We start from the raw sequence: 22,345 nt of genomic DNA on the forward strand, positions 1-22,345 counted from the left end.
AAAAAAAATCCAGCACGCTTAAAAAGCAAACTGGATTTATAATATTTAAAAACTACACTAACTTTTTATTCAACAGTAACTGATTTGGCAAGATTTCGCGGTTGATCGACATCAGTCCCTTTTAACAATGCCGCTTCATAAGCCAACATTTGCACAGGAACCGTATAAAGCGGTGGAGTTACAAAGGAATGTACCGTAGGCAATATAACGATTTGTTCTGCAATTCCCTTAACACGTTCCGCACCTTTGGCATCTGTAAAGACTAAGATACGCCCCCCTCTAGCTTTAGCTTCTTGTAAATTGGACAATGTCTTTTCGAATAAAGAACCTGAAGGTAACAAAGAGATCACAGGCACGGTATTATCAATAAGCGCAATCGGACCATGCTTCATTTCACCAGCTGCGTACGCATCCGCATGAATATATGAAATCTCTTTGAGTTTCAAAGCGCCTTCCATAGCCACAGGAAACATAATCCCACGTCCTAGATAAATAACACTTTGAACTTGAGAAATAATATGCGCCATTTTTTGGATTTGCTCTTGCATTTGCAAGATCTCAGCCACACGGCTTGGTAAATCCAATAAAGCAGTCAGACATTCATCTGCATATTCAGATGTAATCGTGCCTCTTTCTTGTCCCATGACCAATGTTAAACATGCGAGCACAGTGAGCTGAGCCGTAAATGCTTTGGTCGATGCCACCGCAATTTCAACCCCAGCATCCATCCCAAGAACCAAATCACTTTCACGTGCCATAGAACTATGTTCGTTATTTAACACAGAGATAATATTTTGCCCTGCTTGTTTCAAAGCCCGTAATGCCGCAAGCGTATCCGCAGTTTCCCCTGATTGAGAAACCAATAAGCCCATTCCACCTTTATCAAAAGGTGGATTACGATAACGCATTTCGCTGGCTACATCCAAATCAATCGGTAAACGTGCTACTTCTTCCAACCAATAACGCCCAATAACCCCCGCATAAAACGCAGAACCACAAGCGGTAATAATCCCCCGCTTTAATGTTTTCAGATCAAAAGGCATGTCTGGAAGTTCAATTTTATGCGTCACAGGGTTAACAAAACGACGTAATGTTTGACCAATGACAACTGGATGTTCATGGAGTTCTTTCTCCATATAATGACGATAGCCATCTTTACCGATCGCCCCTGCCATTAACGCCGTGGTTTGCACAGGGCATTCAACAGTTTGACCATCCATATCAAAAAATTCTGCGCCTTTTCTCGATAAAACAGTCCAAACACCATCAGGCATATACGCAATTTTACGGGTCATCGGCGCAACAGCAAGACTATCTGAACCGAGATACATTTCGCCTTCTCCAAAACCCACTACTAAAGGCGCACCATGTCTGGCACCAATCATCATGTTTTCATCGCTTGCGAAAATCATTGCAATCGCATACGCACCTTCAAGCCTTTTTAATGTTTCATATGCAGCTTCTTTGGGTGTTTTTCCTTGCTTTAAATGATAATCAACCAATTGAACAATGGTTTCACTATCGGTTTCGCTATTAAAAACTTGTCCTAATTCAATTAATTCTTTTTTTAACGCTTCATGGTTTTCAATAATGCCATTATGCACCACCGCTACACGTTCAGTTGCATGAGGATGTGCATTATTTTCTGTTGGTGCGCCATGCGTTGCCCACCGTGTATGACCAATCACGGTATTTCCTGATAAAGGATTATTCTCTACTGCCTTGGCAAGATTATCCAATTTTCCCGAAGCACGCCTTTTATCAATATGGAGGTTCTGAGTTATTGCCACACCTGCTGAATCGTAACCACGATATTCTAAACGACGCAGAGCCTCGATAATGATAGGTACGGCAGGTTGTCTTCCTAAAATCCCAACAATTCCACACATAATTTGTATCTCCTATTTTCTTGATGCTCTATTCCGTTGTTTTATTTTTATTCACTTGACGTGCCCTGCCGAATGCCAAAGCGCGCTCTGGAACATTCTCAGTGATAACACTACCCGCTGCAATTAAACTTTTATTACCAATTTCTATAGGAGCTACCAAAATCGCATCTGAACCAACAAAGGCTTCTTCGCCAATAATTGTTTGATACTTATTTACACCATCATAATTACAAGTAATTGTTCCTGCACCAATATTTGTTTTACGACCTACAACCGTATCGCCTAAATAGGTGAGATGATTCACTTTGGCACCTTCTCCTAATATCGTAGCTTTTAATTCAACAAAATTACCAACATGAGCATCTTTGCCAACAATAGCATCTGGACGTAATCGTGCATAAGGACCAATCATTGCCCCTTCTTTAACTTCACATCCCTCAAGATGACTAAAAGAGCGGATTTGTACACCAGAATGCACATGAACCTTGGGTCCAAATACCACATGAGGGTAAATTAAAACGTCTTCTTCCAAAATTGTATCGGCAGAAAGGAACACCGTTTCAGGAGCAAGCATTGTTACCCCATTATCCATCGCTTTTTTGCGAAGCTGTTTTTGTACAATCTGTTCCGCAATCGCCAATTCTGATTTAGAATTAATACCACTTAACTCGGCTTCTGATGCACGAAGGGCTTTGATCCGCTTTCCTTCATTCACCGCAATACCAACAGCATCAACCAAATAATATTCTTTTTTACTGTTTTTATTTTCAATTTGACGCAACCAATATTTAAAAGAATTCACCTTGGCACACAGAACACCGGCATTACAAAGATGAATTTTCTTTTCTTCCTCAGTCGCATCCGCAGTTTCAACGATGCGACGCACCCAGCCTTTTTTCTCAATAACACGACCATAAGACTTTGGGTCATCACACTCCATTGCCATTAAAACCATATCAACATCACGTTGTTGTTGACATTCCAAAATCTTTTGCAAGGTTTCTTTACTGACCAAAGGATTATCAGCATATAAAATCGTAACTGTCCCTTTTCCGAAATATTCTTCTGCTTGAATAGCTGCATGGGCAGTCCCAAGACGGTGTTCTTGCACCACCACTTGATGTGGGGCCGCTAATTGTGCCACTTCGTCCATATTTGGTCCGACAACCACCACCACTTTATCAAAGACTTGTTCGACATTATCCAACAGATAACGCAACATCGGTTTGCCAGCCAAAGAATGCATTGCCTTAGGCTTGGTTGATCTCATACGGGTCCCCATCCCTGCGGCTAAAATAACTGCAACAGATTCTGGTAAAGTGTTTGTGGATTTACTCATAACTCGCCATAATAAAAAAATAGGAATATTCTTGTTATATTTATAACCAATTTTCCAACTTTAGAAAGGAAAAAACGATGAATTATAGTACCAATCCTGTGATTGTGTTTGATATGGATGGAACATTAATCGATAGTTTGCCTGATTTAGCCAATAGTGCACGTTATTTGATGCAATCTTATCAAGTGCCTTCTGTGACGGATGAAGATGTAAGGTTAATGGTTGGAGATGGTATCAAAGTCTTGGTCGAACGGTTATTATCCCATGCAGGAAACACAGCCAGCAAGATTGATATTCAAGAGGCAACCGATCGTTTTATTGCTTATTACGTCAATCATTCGACCGAGTATTCCAAACCATTTGATGGTGCTGTACAAACAATGGAAGAATTTAAGAAACGTGGTTGGAAAATAGCACTTTGCACAAATAAGATCACCAGCGCTGCAAAACTTATCCTCGAGCAACTTCAAATCGATCATTTTTTTGATGCTGTTGGCGGTGGGGATTTATTTGCTGATAAAAAACCACATGCGTGTCACTTAGAGGGCATCATGAGAATGTTAAACGCAGACCCAACAAAAACCGTGATGGTCGGGGATCATATCAACGACATCCTCGTTGCCAAGAATGCAAAAATTGCAGGCAGTATTTTCGCCGTGTGGGGTTATAGTAAGCCAGAGTTAGGACAGCAAGCTACACTTGTTGCGAATAGGTTGTTGGAGTTACCCGATGTGGCAGAGAAGGTAATTTCCTAAGTAGTTTTTAGGGTCTTGTCGCAAATTTAATTATGTATTTTAGTATGATGTAGAAATGGAGTGAGTATTTATATTTTAGGAACGATTTATGTCTATTGGTATCTATAGCAAGCTTATATTAAGACCTAGGAATGATTTTAAAGGTCGTCATTTTAATGGATTGATGATTATCCAAGCGGTAAACTGGTATTTACGCTATTGTCTTAGCTATCGAGATATTGAGAAATTATTCCTAAAACGTGGGATAAATACAGATCATAGCACGTTAAATCGTTGGGTATTACGCTATGCACCACTATTAGAAAAACGTTTGAGAAGCTATAGAAAGCCCCATTGTGGTGAGGTGAGGATTGATGAAACCTATATCAAAGTAAAAGGTCAGTGGAAGTATCTATATAGAGCCACTGATAAGAATGGAACTGCTATTGATTTCTTGTTAACAGCTAAAAGAAATATAAAAGCAGCACAACGTTTCTTTAGAAAGGCGTTTAAAAAAGATGGTCTGTTCGCTCCAACCCATATTGGCACAGATAAAGCATTACCGTTTCCAAAGACCATACAAACCATGAAGAATGAGCATATCCTTGCCAATCACTGCGTTCATGAAACAAAAAAATCCTTACAACAGGGAATAGAAAATGATCATTTCAGGTTAAAGAGGGGTATACCAAGAAATGGCTGTTTTCAATCTTTTCATACCGCAAGAAAAACACTCAAAGGATATGAGGCCATTCTCTGGATAAAAAAAGGACTGGGTTTTAAAGGAAAATGGACAATCAACGAACAAATAAAACTCATTCAAAGCATATTCGGTTTAAATAATAATATACCCGTCTAAATTAGCTAGCTTTATGGCTAATCACAGCACCATTCAATATTTGCGACAAGACCAAAAATACCATAGATATATCTCATCTTTATAATTCGATTGAATATAATTAATAAAATTATTACTAAATTTAAATCCTACTGGTAAATGTTTTTTAGTATTGATTAAATAAAATCAGAAAGTTCTTTATCTTCAAATAAAGGAAAATCTTGATCGATATTCTGAAATATATAGTAAACATGTTTTTCTTCATTATAATATTTCAAAGAATCAATAGGAACTTCTTCTACTGACCTTTCAAAATAATGTAAAAAACCATAAGATTCTTCAATTAGAATTTGCTCAGCGTTCGTAATAAACACAAATATTTTTCTTTTACAAATCCAATCTAAATCACAAATACATTCGCTAAGTGAATTGCCATTATTGCTAAAATAATAAGGGAATTGCAGTACAGCAGAGAGTTCATTTGCAAACCCTTGCCATGTTTTCATTCTATCACCACGACATACCAGACCTATACAGTCATGATAGTGATAATTGATTTGCAGTGTTAAATTAGATATTTCTTGTTCTGTTTTATTAGTTTTAAATAGGCGTTCATTTTCTTTAATCATTTCGTTTACTTCTTGTAATGTTATCTCATTTTTTGAAATGTGTTATAATGATCGTTCGTATAATAAGCTGAACCATCACTACCTGTTACAATTCTATCAGCATTTCTTCTAATACCAGAACCTTTTGGAGGGATAGGATCAGTATCCCATTCTTTATAAGAAATTCTATTACCATTTGCATCTTGTTCAGGTAATTTTTGTGCAGCAGGATTACTTGGATCATTATCATATGTTCTACCTCCCTTATATCCAGCAAAAGGACTTCCTTTCTCATCCGCACGGTTTAATACATCCTTTGCTTTTTGTGGAATATCAACCGTATTTTGTGAGGGATCTTTCGGAGCTTGAGGATTGTTTGATGTATTTTCCTTATCACTTTTATCCCCATCATTATCATCAGGTGGGGTAATATTTCCTCCTGAGCTTCCTCCACTAACTGAGGTTTGGTCTTTCTTTTTAGTGGCATTAGCAGCAGCTTGTTCATTGGCATTATCTTGATTTACAGCATCAAGCACAGCACCAATAATCGTTGAAACAATCGCTGAAACCGTTCCTTTTACTGTGCCAGCTGCAGCTCCAGGAATGGCGCCAACACCTTCACCTGCAACCGCTCCAACAACAGCACCCTGTGCTGCTCCTTTCCCTGCCTCTGATGGGATCTTACCTACTGCTTCCAAAGCTGTATTATAACTATTATTAACTAATATTTTGCCTGTTCCACCAAACGTCCAGTTATATTGCTGAAGCGTTGAGGCAATATCAGCTCCATTCAAAGCACCAGAACCACCATCAATGGCAGATCCAGCTGCTGCACCACCAGCATTCGCAACAATATTAGCGCCAATATTCGTAAAAAACTCGGCGAGTTTTTTATCACCACCCGCAAGAGCTACTGCATTATCGGCAATAAACTGCCCTGTTTTGCTGCTACTGTTGCAGTACCTGCCGCTGAACTGGCAGCCGCACTACCGACGTTTCCGCCAGTAACACCACCAACAGCGGCGGAGCCAGTGGCTTCGAGGAGAATGCGTCTCCAATCGTTGGAGAGTTTTGTTTCATCAAACCCTTTTACGCCACTATTATGTAACGCATCGGACACTTGCCCCATGACTTCGCCGACGAGCTGCATGCCAAGTTGGCTGTTTTGCAGTTGGTTGGCAAGTTTATCGGCGTTAAATTTATTCTCTAAATGACCATTGGCGTTATTCACATCTGTGGTATAGCCACCCTCTGTGCTGCCAGCATTGACATTGATATTCCCAGAGATCGCAGACTGGCTGGTTGATGTTTCGTCATGCTTGCGATTGCCACCAGCAATCAAACCAGAGTTCTGCGCAAGATTCCCAGCAATCACGCCCAATGGTCCCAAGGAGCTCCCCAAAGCCCCCGTGCCAACACTCAGTCCACCCCCCGTAGCCGTCGCATCCCATTTCGATTGGTTCTCTTGAGTTTCCGCAATCAATTTCCCCGTGTCAAAATGGTTCTTGGACGCATCTGCGGTGCTGCTAATCACCCCAGCCTTTAAATGCGTCGTGTCACCCACGTGAATATCAACACCACCATCCCCTCCGTAAATGCCAGAAAGATCCTTGCCAGTGCTTTGATAATGATCCTTGATATTCTGATTGCCATAGCTGCCACCAGCACTCCAGTTGCTACCCGCTTTGACACTCAACCCCGCTTGACTGCTGCTGTCATAATGTGAGGTGTCTTGGGGGCTGGTAATATCCAAATTCCCCGTATCAACCGTAACTTGGTTCCCAGAAACAATCCCACCATTAATCGTCGTCTTGCCAGGGGCGGTAATCGTCACTTTGTCCGTCGCAGAAACCGTCGTATTTACCCCAGTCGAACTGTCACCATTCGCATGTTGTTTCGACCCATTGGCATTCGCAGCAACCCCAGTAATTCTCATCTGGCACGATGACTCGAATAGTATCTTCTGTTTTGGATAGTGGTTTAGCACTACCTAATTTATTATCGATAGGAATATAAAATACATCAGGGCCGCAAGCAGTTAGCCCTAAACATAAAGTTAGTACAGCTATTAAAGAATAGTTTTTCATTTTTTATCCCCTGTTTGTTCTGGAATGCTTTTCTTATTAGCAGCTTTAGCTTTTGGATCTTCTTTCTTTTTTAACGCAGGCGGCTTCATGGTTAAGCCTGTTAGCCCGCCTGTGGCAGTATCAATGGCGATATTGCCCCCTGTTAATATGCCAGCCAAAGCCCCCATGCCACCAATAATCCCATCTTTAATGATACTCGATCCCAGCTTATTCAAATCCGTTTGGTCGTCGTATTTCGGAGTTTAGTTTGTAGGAGAATCTGTGACTTTGGTTACTTCGAAAAAAGGCTGACTGATTTGAAAGACCCGTTTTTTACCTAATAAGGTCGGATATTGATACAGAACTGATGATGCCAGATGATCTGCTATATAAGCAGGATCACGAGCATTGGTATCCATTGTACCATAACCCTCAAAAATCGTTTCATAGTCAGAGGGATTGTCTTGTGAATATGTGCAAAAATTCATACTTAAAGACGAGTTATTACAGGTAAAAAGGGGATTATCTTTGCCAATAGGTCTGACGATTTTAATTTTGTAATAGATGAGGTTCATGGTTACGGTTTGTCCTTGTGTATCCCACATATTGGGTTGCCCCGTGGTGGGATCTGTAGAAATCGGAACCTGCCATGTATAAGTCTTATCATACGTCTTTAATACTCCAGAATCAACCATCGCTATCACATTGGGTTTTCCACCTTTTGTCATTACTTCTTGTGAATTACCTTGACTATCTAACCAACTTATAGGTTTAGATGCCCCCCCCCTGACAATCGACCTGTATCCGTTAATTGATATCCTAAAGCTTGAAGATTTTCTTCAGTACTAAGCTTTGCCAAACCTATATAAAGAGCAGTATCTGTTGCTTTTGACCAATCGGAATCATCACTGCGAGCTTTAGCAACATATTGAGTAATTCTCTCTGGCACGATGACTCGAATAGTATCTTCTGTTTTGGATAGTGGTTTAGCACTACCTAATTTATTATCGATAGGAATATAAAATACATCAGGGCCGCAAGCAGTTAGCCCTAAACATAAAGTTAGTACAGCTATTAAAGAATAGTTTTTCATTTTTTATCCCCTGTTTGTTCTGGAATGTTTTTCTTATCAGCAGCTTTAGCTTTGGGATCTTCTTTCTGTTTTAAAGCAGGAGGTTTCATGGTTAATCCTGTTAGTCCGCCTGTGGCAGTATCAATGGCGATATTGCCCCCTGTTAATATGCCAGCCAAAGCCCCCATGCCACCAATAATCCCATCTTTAATGATACTCGACCCCAGCTTATTCAAATCCGTTTGGTCGTCGTATTTCGGTTCTTTATTTGTATTTTCCTTATTTTTTTCATTTGTTTTATTCATGTTAGTTGTAGCATCTTCAGTTAGTCCTGTCTTATTCCCTATATTAGATTCATCTTTTTTATAATTAGGACTTTTAGGATCGAGAGGATTTTTATCTTTACCAAGGGGTCTGTCTGTTGGAAAAACGTTATTATAGATGGCATTTCCAACCAATCCCCCAGCCACACCTGCGGTTGTGGTTCCGACATTCCCACCCCCAATAATGGCACCCCCAATGGCAGATAATCCCCCAGCCAATGCAGAGGCATTATCCTTGTTCACCAAGGAAAAATCGTCGTTCTGATCAACAGCCTTGTTTAAACTGGTATTCAGATCTTTATCCCCTTGGGTTGCCGTATTAATCGTTGTATGAAGGTCATCCTTTTGTTTCTTCTCAGCATTATTATTCGCCGTTACCACGGTATTTATCCCTAGGTTCGCATAATTATTCATGACCTCGGTCGCCTTGTTTTGCAAGGCAAAGTTGCTATTGATTTCAGCAGCATTAAACTGATCTTTGATATAGCCATTGGCCGCGTCTGGATCACGCGATACTATACCCGTTGTTGATCCACTATTAATCGTGATATTCCCCCCAATAACAGAACTGGTTACAGAATGTTCATCATGGGAAATACTGTTTCCTGTAAAGCCCGTCGCCGCCGTACCCAAAACATTTCCTGGAATACCCATAACCTCTTGACCATTTTGGGTTCCAATCGCGTTAATACCGTGTTTATTACTAACGGTTTCGGTTCCTTTGATGTTCAAACCACTCCATTCTGAATGATTATCCAATGAATTGGCAACCAAGCTGCCTGTCGTAATTTGGTTTTTTGACGCATCCGCTGCACTGGTGATCGACCCCCCATTCAATGTCGTTGTGCCAGATACATTCACGTCCAATCCCCCTTTACCTGCTGAAATCCCAGATTGTGTTTTCTCTGTTGACTTGTAATCATTATGCATATTTTGATATAAACCAAAAGGTGAACTGTTTGAATAAGGAACCTCTGGTGCATCACCTTTGCTCCACCCAAAGCCAGAACCAATAGGCGTAGATGCACTGATCCCAACATTAAATTGATCGCTGTCAAATTTATTAGTATTTTGTGGTGTCGTAATATTCAAATTCCCTGTGTTAATCGTAATTGACCCATCACTAATCGTGCCATCAGCATTCTTGTTCGTAATTTGCGCACCATTGAGGTTTAAACTACCGTTTTGATTGTTTATCGTAACAGAATTCGTTCCGTTCACAACCGTATCAATTGCTGTTTTGCTGGAAGATTTAGAATTGCCAAACCCAAAGGATACATTTCCTGTTAATCCAAAACTGCCCCCTTTTGCCCCTAATGAAGTTGTCGCACCTACTCCAAATTTGTTACTGGAGGATGTTGATTTACTTTCACTCGTTTTGTAACCTGCATTTAAGTTAATATCCCCCCCTGCGTTAAAAATCACATCATTCCCACTGATATTCGAACCCGTGGCGTTAATATCATTTTTGGCATTAATATTCACTTTGCCGCCAGCAGTAACATTTGATCCAACATCTGTCGTCGTTTGTGTGATTGTATGCGATTTATTTGATTCATGACCAATCGTTGCCGTAGCACCAATCAAACTATAATCAACCCCTTTTGAACCATTCGCACCTAATAATCCCGCTTTTCCCATACCAGCATTTAAACCAGCATACCCTAGATTTGCAGCATTTAACATTTGCATATTCGAATCTGTGGCATTCGCAGCAGAAAATCCACTTTGTGCAGCAGAACTCAATATACCCGACGCCCCCACGGTTAATCCTGTGAATGAATCTTTGTGAGATTTATCATTATTAGATGTATTTGTGACGGTATTAAAATTAATACTATCCCCAGTCATATTCACATCTTGTTTTGCAATAATATTTGAACCATTGATATTAATATCACCATTGGCACTCATATTCACACCGCCACCCGTAGAGGCAATCGTGCTGCCTGTATGGGTTACTGAACTGGAAGTATTTTTGGTCGTGGATTTTTTCGTGCCAACTTGGGCGCTTAACCCTGTTTCATTGCCAAAGAACCCCGTCTTGCTTGTATGATGATAAGCATAATTATCAGACGTAGAGGTCAACGCATTCTCAGTAATACCCCCCTCTTTGGCAATCACATTCACATCATTCTTAGCAACCAAACCCCCAGCAATACTGATATTCTTTTTTGCCACCACATCCAATTGTCCACCAGACGTAATTGTAGAGCCAACCTCGTTCGTATAGGAATTGGTGCTTTGGAAAGAACTATGATTAAACGCCCCAGATTTATTGCCTTTGATGTCAGAGAAGCCACTGTCGGTCACGGCGTTTAGACCGATATTTCCCGCTGACGCTAAAGAGACATTCCCCCCCGCATTTAACGTGCTGCCAGAGAAATCTAAATCCCCGACAGTCGATTGCAAGGACGCATTGCCGCCTGCTTTGATCGTCGTGCCGTAATTTTTAATTTGACTGCCATTAAACGCCAACGTGCCATCAGACGCATGCGTCACACTCGATGCACCCGCATTTAACTCTATCGAACCAATATTAATAGACCCTGCTTGCATCGCCAAATCAGAGCCAGATTGAATGGTGCCACCATGGGTTATAATGCTGTCACTGGCTTTAATCCCAAGCGTGTCAGAGGCAATAATCTGCCCTTGCGATCCAAGGTAGGATCCCTTACCCCCATTCACAAGATAATCATTCACCGTATCCGCATTAATCACAGAGCCATTCTGTGCATTTAAAGAGATTTTCCCTCCTTTAATCGTCCCACCAATATTGCTGATATCTCCATTCGTAGCGGTTAGCGCAATCGAGTTTGTTCCTTGCATCAACCCAGAATTATAAATTGAACCCGCTGTGATACTAACGTCTTTCCCTTTGATCGCAGCACCCGCCAAAACATCCGTTTTAGGAGAAAGATAAAGCTTAGGCACTAAAACAGTTTGTCCATCAACGACTTGAGGCACATACCAAACAATATCTTCATCTAATGCTGCTTGTTGTTCTGAGGTCAAGGCTGTGCCAAATTGTAAACCCAATTTATCCTTCTGATGGCTCGCATTATCCAACATCGTTTTCATCGCATCAGAAGCCGTTTTATACGTCCCACCAGGATAACTTTGACCCGTCGCTTGTATATATTGTTCCCATCAGAAATAAAAAAGGGTAGACGGTTAATCTATCCTTGTTGTAGCTTTATTTCTTATCTGTTGGTTTCAGAGCATTGGGGTCAGTAACGTAAATCGGGGTATAGCCCGTATTCGTGAAATATACCCATTTCTTACCCATCATATTCGGGTAATTATAAAATACCGCCGTCGTTAAATGATCAACATTTGTAATATAATTAACATTATCTGTTGTTATTGTAACATAACTAGAAAAAATAGTTTTGTAATTACTTGGATTGGCTGGAGCTATACATACTTTCATACGATCGTTACTACTTAGACATTTAAAAAGGGGATTATCTTTTCCTTCTGGACGCACCAATTTTACTTTATAATAATAGGTTTTATAGTTAATGGTTACCCCTTGTTTTTCTGATAAAGTTGTTCGTCCCATATCATCCGTAAATACAGGTGCATCCCATGTATGGGTTTCACTTTCTTCAGATCCTTCTATTGGTGCAGAATCAACCAATGCAATTACCGTTGGATGACCGTCATTCTTAGGATTATAACCTGTATCAACGACAGTATATCCTAAACTTTGTAAACGTTCTGCAGTTTCATCTCGAGCTGATAATAAGCCGACCCCTAAATCTGTCCATTTCCAACCAGTTTTACCACCATTTTCACCATACATATTAGAAAGTATTATTGGATAGTTATTAGGTATAACCACTCGAATAACATCATCTTTTGACAAAGGTTTGGCATCGCCTAGCTGATTATCAACAGGAATGTAATATTCTTTATTATAAATCGCACAACCACTAACCATCAAACCTAAACCCAAGCCCAATAATAATTGTCCAATATTTTTAATCATTTATTAATCCTTTCCTATCCCTACTTTGATACATTACGAAACGCATTATTTAACGCATTTGCATAATCATTATCTGAATTATAATTACTTTTATTGGCAATTACTTCTTTAACTTTATTTGCCTGAGCTGGCGTTATCGTGTGTTCTGACTTATCACTTGGGTTTAAAGTTTGATATAAAGCAGTCATAAATGCACTCTCACTTTTATAATTATCTCGGTTTGTTACAACCGTAATTGCTGCATGAGAATTATTAAGCAAGTTTTGATCTCTTATCGGTTGTTGTTTTGCTTCCGCAGCCACAACATCAGGGTCTTTTACTTCAGGGCGAGATTGTGCCATCGAACTAGTTGTAGAATTTACAACATCAACAACCATATTTCCACTATTAGACGTAATCGCACCCGCAGCAGCTCCAGCACCGCCCGTCAATAAACCCTGCACAATGCTATTCACAATACTATTTTCCAGCAGAAATAAAAAAGGATAGACGGTTAATCTATCCTTGTTATAGCTTTATTTCTTATCTGTTGGTTTTGGGGCATTGGGGTCAGTAACGTAAATCGGGGTATAGCCCGTATTCGTGAAATATACCCATTTCTTACCCATCATATTCGGATAATTATAAAATACCGCAGTGGTTAGATGAGCAAGGTTCATTGATGGACTTTTACTATCTGTTAATATCGTTGCATATCCGGTAAAAATCGTTTTGTAATTACTTGGGTTTTCAGGTCCTATACAAACTCCTGTCGGATCCTGACTACTATTACATTTTAAAAGAGGATTATCTTTTCCCTCAGGTCTAACTAGTTTTACTTTATAATAATAAGTTTTATAGTTAATGGTTACCCCTTGTTTTTCTGATAAAGTTGTTCGTCCCATATCATCCGTAAAGACAGGCGCATCCCATGTATGAGTTTCACTTTCTTCAGATCCCTCTATTGGTGCAGAATCAACCAATGCAATCACCGTCGGATGACCGTCATTTTTAGGATGATACCCTGTATCTACAACAGCATATCCCAAATTTTGTAAACGATCTGCCGTTTCATCTCGAGCTGCTGAAAAGTATCCCCAATTTGTCCATCCTGGCTGTTGAGGGGGGGGGGACATCTAAATAATTATGGGTTATCACTACACGAATAATATCATCTTTGGATAAAGGTGATGCATCGCCTGCTTGATTATCAACAGGAATGTAATATTCACTATTGTAAATAGCACATCCACTCATCATCAAACTTAAACTTAGCCCAAAAACTAACTTACAAATTTGGTTAATCATTTTCTAATCCCTTCTCAATCATTACTTAGACACATTACGAAACGCATTATTTAACGCATTCGCAAAAGCCGTATTATCTGCTTCTCCTTTAGCATTTTTATAATCTCCTTGATGTGCAAGCACATTATTAACTTTGCTGACTTGTTCAGTCGTCAACGATTTAGTTAATGATTTATTAGGATTTAAGGTCTTGTCGCAAATATTGAATGGTGCTGTGATTAGCCATAAAGCTAGCTAATTTAGACGGGTATATTATTATTTAGACCGAATATGCTTTGAATGAGCTTTATTTGTTCGTTGATTGTCCATTTTCCTTTAAAACCCAGTCCTTTTTTAATCCAGAGAATGGCCTCATATCCGTTGAGTGTTTTTCTTGCTGTATGAAAAGACTGAAAGCAACCATTCTTTGGGATAATTCTCTTTACTCTAAAATGATCATTTTCTATTCCCTGTTGTAAAGATTTCTTTGTTTCATGAACGCAGTGATTGGGAAGGATATACTCATTCTTCATGGTTTGTATGGTCTTTGGAAAAGGAGATGCTTTATCTGTTCCAATATAGGTTGGAGCGAATAGACCATCTTTTTTAAACGCCTTTCTAAAGAAAGGTTGTGCTGCTTTGATATTTCTTTTAGCTGTTAATAAGAAATCAATAGCAGTTCCATTCTTATCAATGGCTCTATATAGATACTTCCACTGACCTTTTACTTTGATATAGGTTTCATCAATCCTCACCTCACCACAATGAGGTTTTCTATAGCTTCTCAAACGTTTTTCTAATAGTGGTGCATAGCGTAATACCCAACGGTTTAACGTGCTATGATCAACGCTTACTCCACGCTCTAAAAACAATTCCTCAATGTCTCGATAGCTAAGACAATAGCGTAAATACCAGTTTACCGCTTGGATAATCATCAACCCACTAAAGTGGCGACCTTTAAAATCATCCTTAGATCTTAATATAAGCTTGCTATAGATACCAATAGACATAAATCGTTCCTAAAATATAAATACTCACTCCATTTCTACATCATACTAAAATACATAATTAAATTTGCGACAAGACCAGATAAAAACCTTATAGGTCAATTAATTGGTAAAGATAGCAAAACACTAATCTTGCATCAAAAAAGTGACTTAGCCCTTGCTGATGGTGTTGCTAAATCCCAAAAAGAAAAAGGGCTAAAGGACAGTAGTTTGCAAATTTATTATGGCGAAAAAGAAGATAAAGCTAAAACCTACTTCTATAGCCAAGCTAAAGAAGAAGAACAAATTAAACAGCGAATTGAGGCAAAATCAGAAAGAGTAGCGGTTGAAGGTACAGTCAAAGATTTAAACTCAATCGCCATGAGCTATGCACAAAAAAACATAAAAGACCCTGCGGAAATGGGAAAGTTTATTGCTCACTTTGGTAATGTACTGGAAACATTCCAACAACAAAGAACCCCTCAACAGCAACAGCAACAAAAAACACAACAGCCTGAGCAACAAGCAAAAGAACAGACACAAGTTCAAACTCAAACCAAGGCAAAAGCAACTCCTACCAAAGAAGCGAAACAACAGCAACAAGGAGATATGGAACGCTAAGTTACTGACGATAAAACAGTATCTTTTTTATTCATAACTTCGTACGTACGAAGTTTATTAAAGATACTGTTTATTTTTTAAATCTTAATATTATTTAAGGCATATGTGAGTTCCTACTAATAGAAAACCACATATTGAGTAATGATTAAAATAAAAGTTTCAGAACAATTTAAGAGTGGAAATTTAGTATATATTACTATATATTACTTGGTAATACATGGTAATATTAAGGAGTCAATAATGGCTACTACAATTAAAATAGATGATAATTTAAAAGATAGAGTCCATAACCTAGCTACTTCACAAAATAAAACAGCTCATTCTTTAATGAAAGAAGCTATTATGCAATATGTTGAGAAGGAAGAAACACGGGAAAAGTTTAAACAAGAAGCATTAGCTTCATGGAAAGAATATTGTGAAACTGGACTACATCTTACTAATGAAGAAACGATTAATTGGCTAGATACATGGGGAACCGACATTGAACAAGAAGCTCCTATATGTCACGAGTAATTATTACTAGTAATGCTTTTAAAGGTTTAGAAAAATGCAGAATTTTTTTAGCCGAAAAATCGCCTTATTCTACGAAAAAAGCAGCTAATGTTATAAAAAAGTATTTTTTAACACTTGAAAAAGCACCCCATATTGGCAGGCCATACCCTGAACGATCTGAGCTACGTGAGTTAGTTATTCGTTTTGGCGTATCGGGATATATCGCACTGTATCGTTATATCCCTCAAGAAGATATAGTTTATATTTTAGCCTTTAAATATCAAAAAGAAGAAGATTATTAAAGATCGATCATATCACTCAAGTGGTGGCCATTGTTGAGCATAATGTAAAAAGTTAAGTATTTCTATTCTATCATTTTGAATACGATAAACTAATATAAAAGGCGTTTTATCAATAACAAGTTCTCTAGTACCCTTAACACGCCCGTTACGCCCCATTTGTGTATAATTTTCTAATAATTCAGTGGCTTTAATTACCCTATCAAGAATGTTCAAAGCAGAATATGGGTTTTGTTGAGCAATATAATCAATAGCTTCTTGCTGTTGATTAATGGCTCTTTTTAACCACATAATTTTCATGGATTATTTATCCTAGATAAAATCTTTTGCCTTTCTTGTTCCATTTGTAATCGCACCTCTTCATTGGAACCCCATTCACTTTTAGGGCTATCAGCTTCTTGAAGTGATAATTTCACTTCATTTTCAAACCAACGGTTATATTCGGCCTTTTGGTGCGTTTCTTTTAACGCCTTTTTACGGTCAAGCCTCGTACGTGTTGGTTGTGTTTCCTTATTCCAATGATTGAGCCTAAATGAACCATTAGATAAACCAAGTTCATTTAGTAAAGAAAAGGCGATAACTGGGTTAGCAAAAACGCGAGGCTCGTTAGGATTACGCGCGGTTGTTAATGTTTCTTCTTCACCTGATTTGGTAGCAATGGTAATGATAAACCCATTTACTTCCCCTGTTAAAAAAACATTAGCTACTGCCCCTTCTTTGGCAATAGTTTTTAGTTTTTCTAAATTCATAATGTTACCTCTAATGACTAACAATTAATTGTTTCTACATTTAATAATTGAATGTTATTACACCTAACAATTATGTGTCAATGGCAAATGATATATGAATGAATGATTTGTTTGGTTTTTATAATTAATAAACTAGCGTTAGAATGATCTAACGCTATATATTTACTATAATATAAAACGATTAATTACATATTCTGGTTCACCGTCTAATTCATTATTAACTTTAGTACATAAGCCTTTTTGACCTAAGATGAACTCCTCTTTCAGTTTTTCAATACGCTCTTTATCTTCAATAGGAGCGTTTTCAATATCAGAAATGTCGTAAAACATTATCTCTGTAGTACAATACCAGTTTGAGGGTCTATAAAAACAGGGTGTTCCCAACTATCTATATATATCCACTCTAAACGATTAACAATTTCTGCGACTTTCGCTTTTTTAACGTGAATTAATTTTTCATTATCTTGATTTGTATTTGTCATCATAAACTCCATAATTTATTTATGGACTAAGCATTTAATTAACTGAGTTCTTAGCCCTGATTGGCAAGTCACACAGGGATAATTGAAAACAAAGGCGCATAGCGCAACGTTTACCCTTGTTTTGAATTAGACTTGTGTTACGTTAAGCCAATGGGCGAGAACGGATTGATTAAGGGCTATTAGCCTATTATTTATGGATAAGTTTGTGCGACATACGAAGTAGATTATAAATATTATGCTTAAAAAGATTCGTACGTACGAAGTTTTATTCGTATAATTTTTTCAATAACACATCTAATCTTAATAAACTTTGAATATCACTAGGTAAGCCTTCAAAATAAGCTAATGTCAAATAAAAGTTTTCTAAATCGTTTTCATTATAAGAAAAAATCATACACAGTATAAAAGCAACTTCATGATTTGATCGCATACGAGTAATTATATTATCTTCATCTAGTAAGGGCATAAAATTATCAAGATGAATTAAAGGAAGCATGATTTTTCCACCATTAGGCAGATGATGTAATTTATAAACTTGATAATTATCTTTATGCTCGAAATTTATATCAGTCCATTTATAAAAACTATCAACAAAAGCTTGTTCTTTAGCTGTATAAGCCCTGTCAACAGTTAAAACATCATCTAATCTTATAGAAATCATAATTAATATCCTTAAATCTATCAAAAGCCCTTATTGGTTGGAGAAAAACAAGCAAAAGAAGCAAAGTCCAATCAAGGGTGCGAAGTATGAGCAACGAAGTCTCCCTTGAATGGACCTTGCCTTTTGCTAAAATTGTAAAAACCAATAGGGATTTGATAGATAGTATAAAGGAAAATTATTTATAATATGTGCTGTTAGTGTTAAATAAACGCATAATAATAAAGCTAAGAATATTCATTTAATACCAAGATTGTATCCTGGTATTAAATGAATATAAAATTAAATCAGATTAAATTGTAAGCCATTATCTACAACAAGCCCTGCATAATTATAAAGTGGCTCTGTAAAATCAAAACTCATAATCTCACAAAGTTGTTTTGTATTATTCCAAAGTTCAGTAGCGTAACCTGTATCTATTGAACAGCAATAATATTGATAGTTAAATTGTGTTTTATTAAAAAATCGTTATATTTTTTACTAAACCTATCAACATATTCTCTTGAACCTGAATATTTAAAAGGTGCGCTATTTTGTGAAAGAATAAATGCTCCTTCTTTGGCAATTTTTGAAGCCAGTAATAAACATTGAAACTCAAAGTCTAATTTCATTGTGTTATTCGATGATTTAAATTTTCCGTAAGGTGGATTAGAGATCGCTAGATCGAATACCCCTAATTCATCATAATTAACATCAAAAATATCAGCTAAAATCCAGTTAGCTTCAGGAACTACTTTTTTACCAACTTCAACATATTCTCGATTTATTTCAATGCAAGTAATTTCATTACTAACTCCGTATGAATAACGATTTTGATAATGATATGCCAGTCTTCCAATTCCTGCACATAAATCAATGATACGGCCATTATCACAGTTATTTATTACTCTAAAATCTCTAGCTAAGGTGAGTGGGGTAAAAAATGCGCCAATTAGTTTATGATGTTGATTAATCCCTTCATTGTAATGTTCAAGAATAAAGTAACGATCGTCTTCATTTAATGCCTTATCAGAATAGACTAAATCTAATGCTTGATTATGTAATTTAATCGCTTGCTTATTAATACTCATTTTATCACTCCATCATGTCATTTAACAAAAAAGCCTGTGTTATGAGTTCAACAAGCGCATGATGAGTTAGAAACAAGGCTTCGAAGTATCCGAACCAAAGGCTAGGCCTTGTTTCTAATGATGGAATGTGCTGAACTCAATATCAACACAGGCTTTGTTAAAGTGGCCTGATAAATGATGTGGTAAAGCGTTTAAAAAGTAAGAAACACACTGTCTAATGATTGGTTGGTTAGATAAAACGCTACAATTTCTGCGCGGATAATTAACGCTCTATATCTGGCTCTTGTTTTGGTTTATCGAGCGTTTTAACCGTTTTACTTTGTTGTTTTGTAGGTTGAGTTTTATTAAGAGTTTGTGTGGGGTCTATTCTTTCAATCGGTTTATCTAGTTTAACCAAATTATCCCTAATCAATTTCGTTAATGGGGCATAGTCCATATCTTCCGCAGAAATGCTCGCCTCTATCATAGCTTCTTTGGCATGTCCCATTTTTTTTAAATCAATTTCATAACCATTTACTTTGGCTAAATCATTAATAAACAAGCGTTGTGTGCGACCGTTTCCCTCTCTAAAAGGATGTATCATATTAATTTCACCCATATAATAAGCTGCCCTTTCTGCAAACTTATCAGGACTTGAGCCCCGCAGATAATTTTCTTTTTTTAATTCGTTTGATAATTTATTAAATGAGCTTTCTATAAACTCATTATGAGCAAAAGCCGTATCTCCTTTAGAAATATTTACTTTGCGAACTTCTCCAGCCCAAGGATAAACATCTTGAAAGATTGTTTTATGAATAGCTCTGCTATGTGCAAGATCAAAATTACCATAAACCTTATCTAATTTGGCTAACTTTTCTATTCGATAACCGCTATATTCTATTTCAATCTGACTTAATTGTTCTTGCGTAGTCGCTTTAACTTTATTTTTTAAGATTCCTGTTTTTTTATCAATATATGGATCGTCCATGTTCCATCACTTTAGAAAATACTATTTATTAGAAATTATTTTATCCACTCTTGCTTGTATTCTTGCAAAACGTTCTTCATCAGTTATTTCACCATTAATATACAGCTTTGCGTCATCAAGATGTTCTTTAGAATGCTCTAAGCCTTCTAAACGTAGATTACCCACAGACATTTCATGAGCTTTTAAACGGCGTTGCTTTTCTTTTTCTGATATTTTATTCATCATTTTTATTTCCTTAATGTAACACTTATTTATACCGTATATTTTACCATTAATCCATTGATTAATAGCGTTATTTACATAGAAAAAGCATTGTGTTTTAATTAAATCTTTAGCTAATCATCAAATTTCCGATCAAAATACGTTATAGAAATATAATCCTCTCTATTTCTGCAATATAGAAGAACACCAGTTTGTGCATCCCAACAGGGTTCTTCTGAAGGTTCATAAGGGTAGTATTGTTCATAGTCATGAACATCCTTTTTTAGTGTTATTATTTTTACTTTGGGAAAGTCTGGTTTTAAACCCTTTTTTAAAGCCCTGAATTGAGCTTCTACATTAGAACCAAGCCCGACCTTGGCTATATCCATAATAAATTCTTGTTGTGCTTCTTCCTTAGTTGAAAATAACCGAGATTTTTCTGGAGGATAATCCACTTCCGCCCATACACATAGTACGTAGTAATTTTTGTATTGATTATATAAATCACTCATATTGACACCTCTATTAACTCTTTGAAGCCTTGATTGGCTAGGCGTTTATCAGCAAAAGAGAATAAGATTAAATCAAGGGTGCGAAGAATGAAGCAACGAAGTTTCCCTTGAATTAATCGTTTTTTTTGCTAAACGTCAAAAAAAACCAGAAAGGATTTAAAGAGTTAATGAGATATGACCAATAATGTAATACGATAAAATCTAACACTATGTTATGATTTGATAGATTTAAAATAATGTTTATAGTTATACCTAATAAAATTATTTAAGAGTATGTAAATGAGTAGATATTTAATAACATTTGATATGGATACAGATTGTTTAGAAGAACACTATCATTCTAATAATGCTAATAACGCCTATAGCGATATTAAAAGGATTTTACAAAAACATCATTTTCAAAACATACAAGGTAGTGTGTATCTAGGTGATGAAAATGTTAGTGAAGCGCATGGCACTATAGCTATTCAAGAATTAACTCTAAAATATGATTGGTTTTATAGCTGTGTATCCAACATTAAATTCTATAGGATAGAAAGTGATTTAAATGCTCAATTTATCGCTGATGGTGTACATCAAGCTAAACAAGCCTTTTTATCAAGAATAGAAGGATTAAAACAAAGCCTCGTTGAAAGTGGATTAGATGAAGCGCAAATTACTAAAATATTAGAGAAACAAATGCTTCAACTAGATCAACTAAATCAATTGGAATATCAAAAAAAATAACTCTTTTAATTCAATACCAAGATCATATCCTGGTATTGAATTACATAACTAAAAATGATTAATTGCGTAGCCTGTATGAGTTGCGAATAACAATCTCTCACCTGTTTTAAATTGCTCTTTAAGTTCTGTAAGTAAAGCAATATCTTCTACACTTGAAAAATCAGTGTCATATCTTCTTTTATATAAAAACTTTACACAAAAATAATAATGATTGAATTGTTTATCAAAGAATACAGGTCTCCAGTATTCATCAACAGCAACCCATTCAAGCCTATCAATAAGCTCATGAATAACCTCTTTCCTTAATTGATCTAACTCTGAATACACACTTGGAATATCATTATTCATAATTTCTCTCACTAACTATTTTGCCGTTATTGGCTACGAGATAAAAAGCAAAAGAAGCAAAGACCCAATCAAGGATGCGAAGCAACGAAGTTTGCCTTGAATGGG

Annotated in this window: 30 protein-coding genes; 6 read left to right on the forward strand and 24 right to left on the reverse strand. The window is 37.1% G+C overall.

The genetic code is table 11. From position 1 onward, the window contains the following. Positions 1–65: 65 nt before the first annotated feature. Positions 66–1,889, reverse strand: a complete 1,824-nt coding sequence (gene glmS / locus QJV33_RS00100) for a glutamine--fructose-6-phosphate transaminase (isomerizing) (protein ID WP_281461395.1) — start codon at positions 1,887–1,889, stop codon at positions 66–68. Between the two features lie 28 nt (positions 1,890–1,917). After that, positions 1,918–3,228 carry a bifunctional UDP-N-acetylglucosamine diphosphorylase/glucosamine-1-phosphate N-acetyltransferase GlmU gene (gene glmU, locus QJV33_RS00105; protein WP_281461396.1) on the reverse strand — a complete coding sequence of 437 codons (1,311 nt, stop codon included), beginning with the start codon at positions 3,226–3,228 and terminating at the stop codon, positions 1,918–1,920. Between the two features lie 77 nt (positions 3,229–3,305). On the opposite strand from glmU, the gene QJV33_RS00110 reads away from it, so the two are divergent. Then, on the forward strand, positions 3,306–3,983 hold the full coding sequence (locus QJV33_RS00110) for an HAD family hydrolase (RefSeq protein ID WP_281461397.1): 678 nt from the start codon (positions 3,306–3,308) through the stop codon (positions 3,981–3,983). Between the two features lie 88 nt (positions 3,984–4,071). Continuing rightward, positions 4,072–4,821 carry an IS6 family transposase gene (locus QJV33_RS00115; protein ID WP_281461398.1) on the forward strand — a complete coding sequence of 250 codons (750 nt, stop codon included), beginning with the start codon at positions 4,072–4,074 and terminating at the stop codon, positions 4,819–4,821. A 155-nt stretch (positions 4,822–4,976) separates the two neighbouring features. Here the strand turns inward: QJV33_RS00115 and QJV33_RS00120 are convergent, their stop codons facing one another. The 12 genes from QJV33_RS00120 to QJV33_RS00175 form a co-directional block, all read right to left on the reverse strand. Next, on the reverse strand, positions 4,977–5,429 hold the full coding sequence (locus tag QJV33_RS00120) for a barstar family protein (protein WP_281461399.1): 453 nt from the start codon (positions 5,427–5,429) through the stop codon (positions 4,977–4,979). 20 nt (positions 5,430–5,449) lie between these two features. Further along, positions 5,450–6,202, reverse strand: coding sequence for a ribonuclease domain-containing protein (locus QJV33_RS00125; RefSeq protein ID WP_281461400.1), 753 nt, complete (start codon positions 6,200–6,202; stop codon positions 5,450–5,452). Between the two features lie 116 nt (positions 6,203–6,318). Further along, complete coding sequence (locus QJV33_RS00130; protein ID WP_281461401.1) at positions 6,319–7,344, reverse strand: hemagglutinin repeat-containing protein; 1,026 nt, start codon at positions 7,342–7,344, stop codon at positions 6,319–6,321. Between the two features lie 147 nt (positions 7,345–7,491). Then, positions 7,492–7,710, reverse strand: coding sequence for a hypothetical protein (locus QJV33_RS00135; protein WP_281461402.1), 219 nt, complete (start codon positions 7,708–7,710; stop codon positions 7,492–7,494). A gap of 27 nt (positions 7,711–7,737) precedes the next feature. After that, positions 7,738–8,202: a hypothetical protein gene (locus QJV33_RS00140; RefSeq protein ID WP_281461403.1), complete on the reverse strand. Its 465-nt coding sequence runs from the start codon at positions 8,200–8,202 to the stop codon at positions 7,738–7,740. 35 nt (positions 8,203–8,237) lie between these two features. Beyond that, positions 8,238–8,567 (reverse strand): hypothetical protein, encoded by a 330-nt coding sequence (locus QJV33_RS00145; protein ID WP_281461404.1) that lies wholly within the window; start codon positions 8,565–8,567, stop codon positions 8,238–8,240. After that, positions 8,564–11,950: a beta strand repeat-containing protein gene (locus QJV33_RS00150; RefSeq protein WP_281461405.1), complete on the reverse strand. Its 3,387-nt coding sequence runs from the start codon at positions 11,948–11,950 to the stop codon at positions 8,564–8,566. Before QJV33_RS00150 ends, QJV33_RS00145 begins: the two co-directional genes overlap by 4 nt. A 115-nt stretch (positions 11,951–12,065) precedes the next feature. Then, the gene (locus QJV33_RS00155) at positions 12,066–12,863 is read right to left on the reverse strand and encodes a hypothetical protein (RefSeq protein ID WP_281461406.1); all 798 of its coding nucleotides are present in this window, start codon (positions 12,861–12,863) and stop codon (positions 12,066–12,068) included. 20 nt (positions 12,864–12,883) lie between these two features. Further along, positions 12,884–13,318 carry a hypothetical protein gene (locus QJV33_RS00160; protein WP_281461407.1) on the reverse strand — a complete coding sequence of 145 codons (435 nt, stop codon included), beginning with the start codon at positions 13,316–13,318 and terminating at the stop codon, positions 12,884–12,886. 60 nt (positions 13,319–13,378) lie between these two features. After that, on the reverse strand, positions 13,379–13,978 hold the full coding sequence (locus QJV33_RS00165; protein ID WP_281461408.1) for a hypothetical protein: 600 nt from the start codon (positions 13,976–13,978) through the stop codon (positions 13,379–13,381). A 193-nt stretch (positions 13,979–14,171) separates the two neighbouring features. Continuing rightward, complete coding sequence (locus tag QJV33_RS00170) at positions 14,172–14,306, reverse strand: hypothetical protein (RefSeq protein ID WP_281461409.1); 135 nt, start codon at positions 14,304–14,306, stop codon at positions 14,172–14,174. An 83-nt stretch (positions 14,307–14,389) separates the two neighbouring features. Beyond that, entirely contained in the window at positions 14,390–15,139 is a 750-nt protein-coding gene (locus tag QJV33_RS00175) for an IS6 family transposase (protein WP_281461410.1), read from the reverse strand. A gap of 129 nt (positions 15,140–15,268) precedes the next feature. Here QJV33_RS00175 and QJV33_RS00180 point away from each other — a divergent pair, with 129 nt between their 5' ends. The 3 genes from QJV33_RS00180 (at position 15,269) to QJV33_RS00190 (ending at position 16,530) form a co-directional block, all read left to right on the forward strand. Continuing rightward, a complete protein-coding gene (locus tag QJV33_RS00180; protein WP_281461411.1) occupies positions 15,269–15,736 on the forward strand; it encodes a hypothetical protein in 468 nt (155 codons plus the stop codon). Positions 15,737–15,976: 240 nt separating this feature from the next. Beyond that, complete coding sequence (locus tag QJV33_RS00185; RefSeq protein WP_281461412.1) at positions 15,977–16,249, forward strand: CopG family ribbon-helix-helix protein; 273 nt, start codon at positions 15,977–15,979, stop codon at positions 16,247–16,249. Beyond that, positions 16,237–16,530, forward strand: a complete 294-nt coding sequence (locus QJV33_RS00190; protein WP_281461413.1) for a type II toxin-antitoxin system RelE/ParE family toxin — start codon at positions 16,237–16,239, stop codon at positions 16,528–16,530. The genes QJV33_RS00185 and QJV33_RS00190 overlap by 13 nt, the downstream gene beginning before the upstream one ends. A 12-nt stretch (positions 16,531–16,542) precedes the next feature. Here QJV33_RS00190 and QJV33_RS00195 read toward each other — a convergent pair whose 3' ends face one another. From QJV33_RS00195 to QJV33_RS00235, 9 genes are all read right to left on the reverse strand, one after another. Further along, a complete protein-coding gene (locus QJV33_RS00195) occupies positions 16,543–16,827 on the reverse strand; it encodes a type II toxin-antitoxin system RelE/ParE family toxin (RefSeq protein WP_281461414.1) in 285 nt (94 codons plus the stop codon). Further along, the gene (locus QJV33_RS00200) at positions 16,824–17,276 is read right to left on the reverse strand and encodes a hypothetical protein (protein WP_281461415.1); all 453 of its coding nucleotides are present in this window, start codon (positions 17,274–17,276) and stop codon (positions 16,824–16,826) included. The genes QJV33_RS00195 and QJV33_RS00200 overlap by 4 nt, the downstream gene beginning before the upstream one ends. A gap of 165 nt (positions 17,277–17,441) precedes the next feature. Continuing rightward, positions 17,442–17,606 (reverse strand): hypothetical protein, encoded by a 165-nt coding sequence (locus tag QJV33_RS00205; RefSeq protein ID WP_281461416.1) that lies wholly within the window; start codon positions 17,604–17,606, stop codon positions 17,442–17,444. Further along, positions 17,606–17,758 carry a hypothetical protein gene (locus QJV33_RS00210; protein ID WP_281461417.1) on the reverse strand — a complete coding sequence of 51 codons (153 nt, stop codon included), beginning with the start codon at positions 17,756–17,758 and terminating at the stop codon, positions 17,606–17,608. The genes QJV33_RS00205 and QJV33_RS00210 overlap by 1 nt, the downstream gene beginning before the upstream one ends. Positions 17,759–18,023: 265 nt before the next feature. Then, positions 18,024–18,419: a hypothetical protein gene (locus QJV33_RS00215; protein WP_281461418.1), complete on the reverse strand. Its 396-nt coding sequence runs from the start codon at positions 18,417–18,419 to the stop codon at positions 18,024–18,026. 413 nt (positions 18,420–18,832) lie between these two features. Then, entirely contained in the window at positions 18,833–19,486 is a 654-nt protein-coding gene (locus tag QJV33_RS00220) for a methyltransferase (RefSeq protein WP_281461419.1), read from the reverse strand. 262 nt (positions 19,487–19,748) lie between these two features. Then, complete coding sequence (locus tag QJV33_RS00225; RefSeq protein WP_281461420.1) at positions 19,749–20,453, reverse strand: Fic/DOC family protein; 705 nt, start codon at positions 20,451–20,453, stop codon at positions 19,749–19,751. A gap of 21 nt (positions 20,454–20,474) precedes the next feature. Continuing rightward, positions 20,475–20,678 carry an antitoxin VbhA family protein gene (locus QJV33_RS00230; RefSeq protein ID WP_281461421.1) on the reverse strand — a complete coding sequence of 68 codons (204 nt, stop codon included), beginning with the start codon at positions 20,676–20,678 and terminating at the stop codon, positions 20,475–20,477. A gap of 110 nt (positions 20,679–20,788) precedes the next feature. Beyond that, the gene (locus QJV33_RS00235; protein ID WP_281461422.1) at positions 20,789–21,166 is read right to left on the reverse strand and encodes a hypothetical protein; all 378 of its coding nucleotides are present in this window, start codon (positions 21,164–21,166) and stop codon (positions 20,789–20,791) included. Between the two features lie 279 nt (positions 21,167–21,445). Between QJV33_RS00235 and QJV33_RS00240 the strand changes: the two genes are divergently transcribed. Then, positions 21,446–21,892, forward strand: coding sequence for a hypothetical protein (locus QJV33_RS00240; protein WP_281461423.1), 447 nt, complete (start codon positions 21,446–21,448; stop codon positions 21,890–21,892). A 48-nt stretch (positions 21,893–21,940) separates the two neighbouring features. Here QJV33_RS00240 and QJV33_RS00245 read toward each other — a convergent pair whose 3' ends face one another. Further along, a complete protein-coding gene (locus tag QJV33_RS00245) occupies positions 21,941–22,240 on the reverse strand; it encodes a hypothetical protein (RefSeq protein WP_281461424.1) in 300 nt (99 codons plus the stop codon). Positions 22,241–22,345 lie beyond the last annotated feature (105 nt).

The sequence above is a fragment of the Commensalibacter nepenthis genome, from assembly GCF_029953305.1.
Lineage (GTDB): Bacteria > Pseudomonadota > Alphaproteobacteria > Acetobacterales > Acetobacteraceae > Commensalibacter > Commensalibacter nepenthis.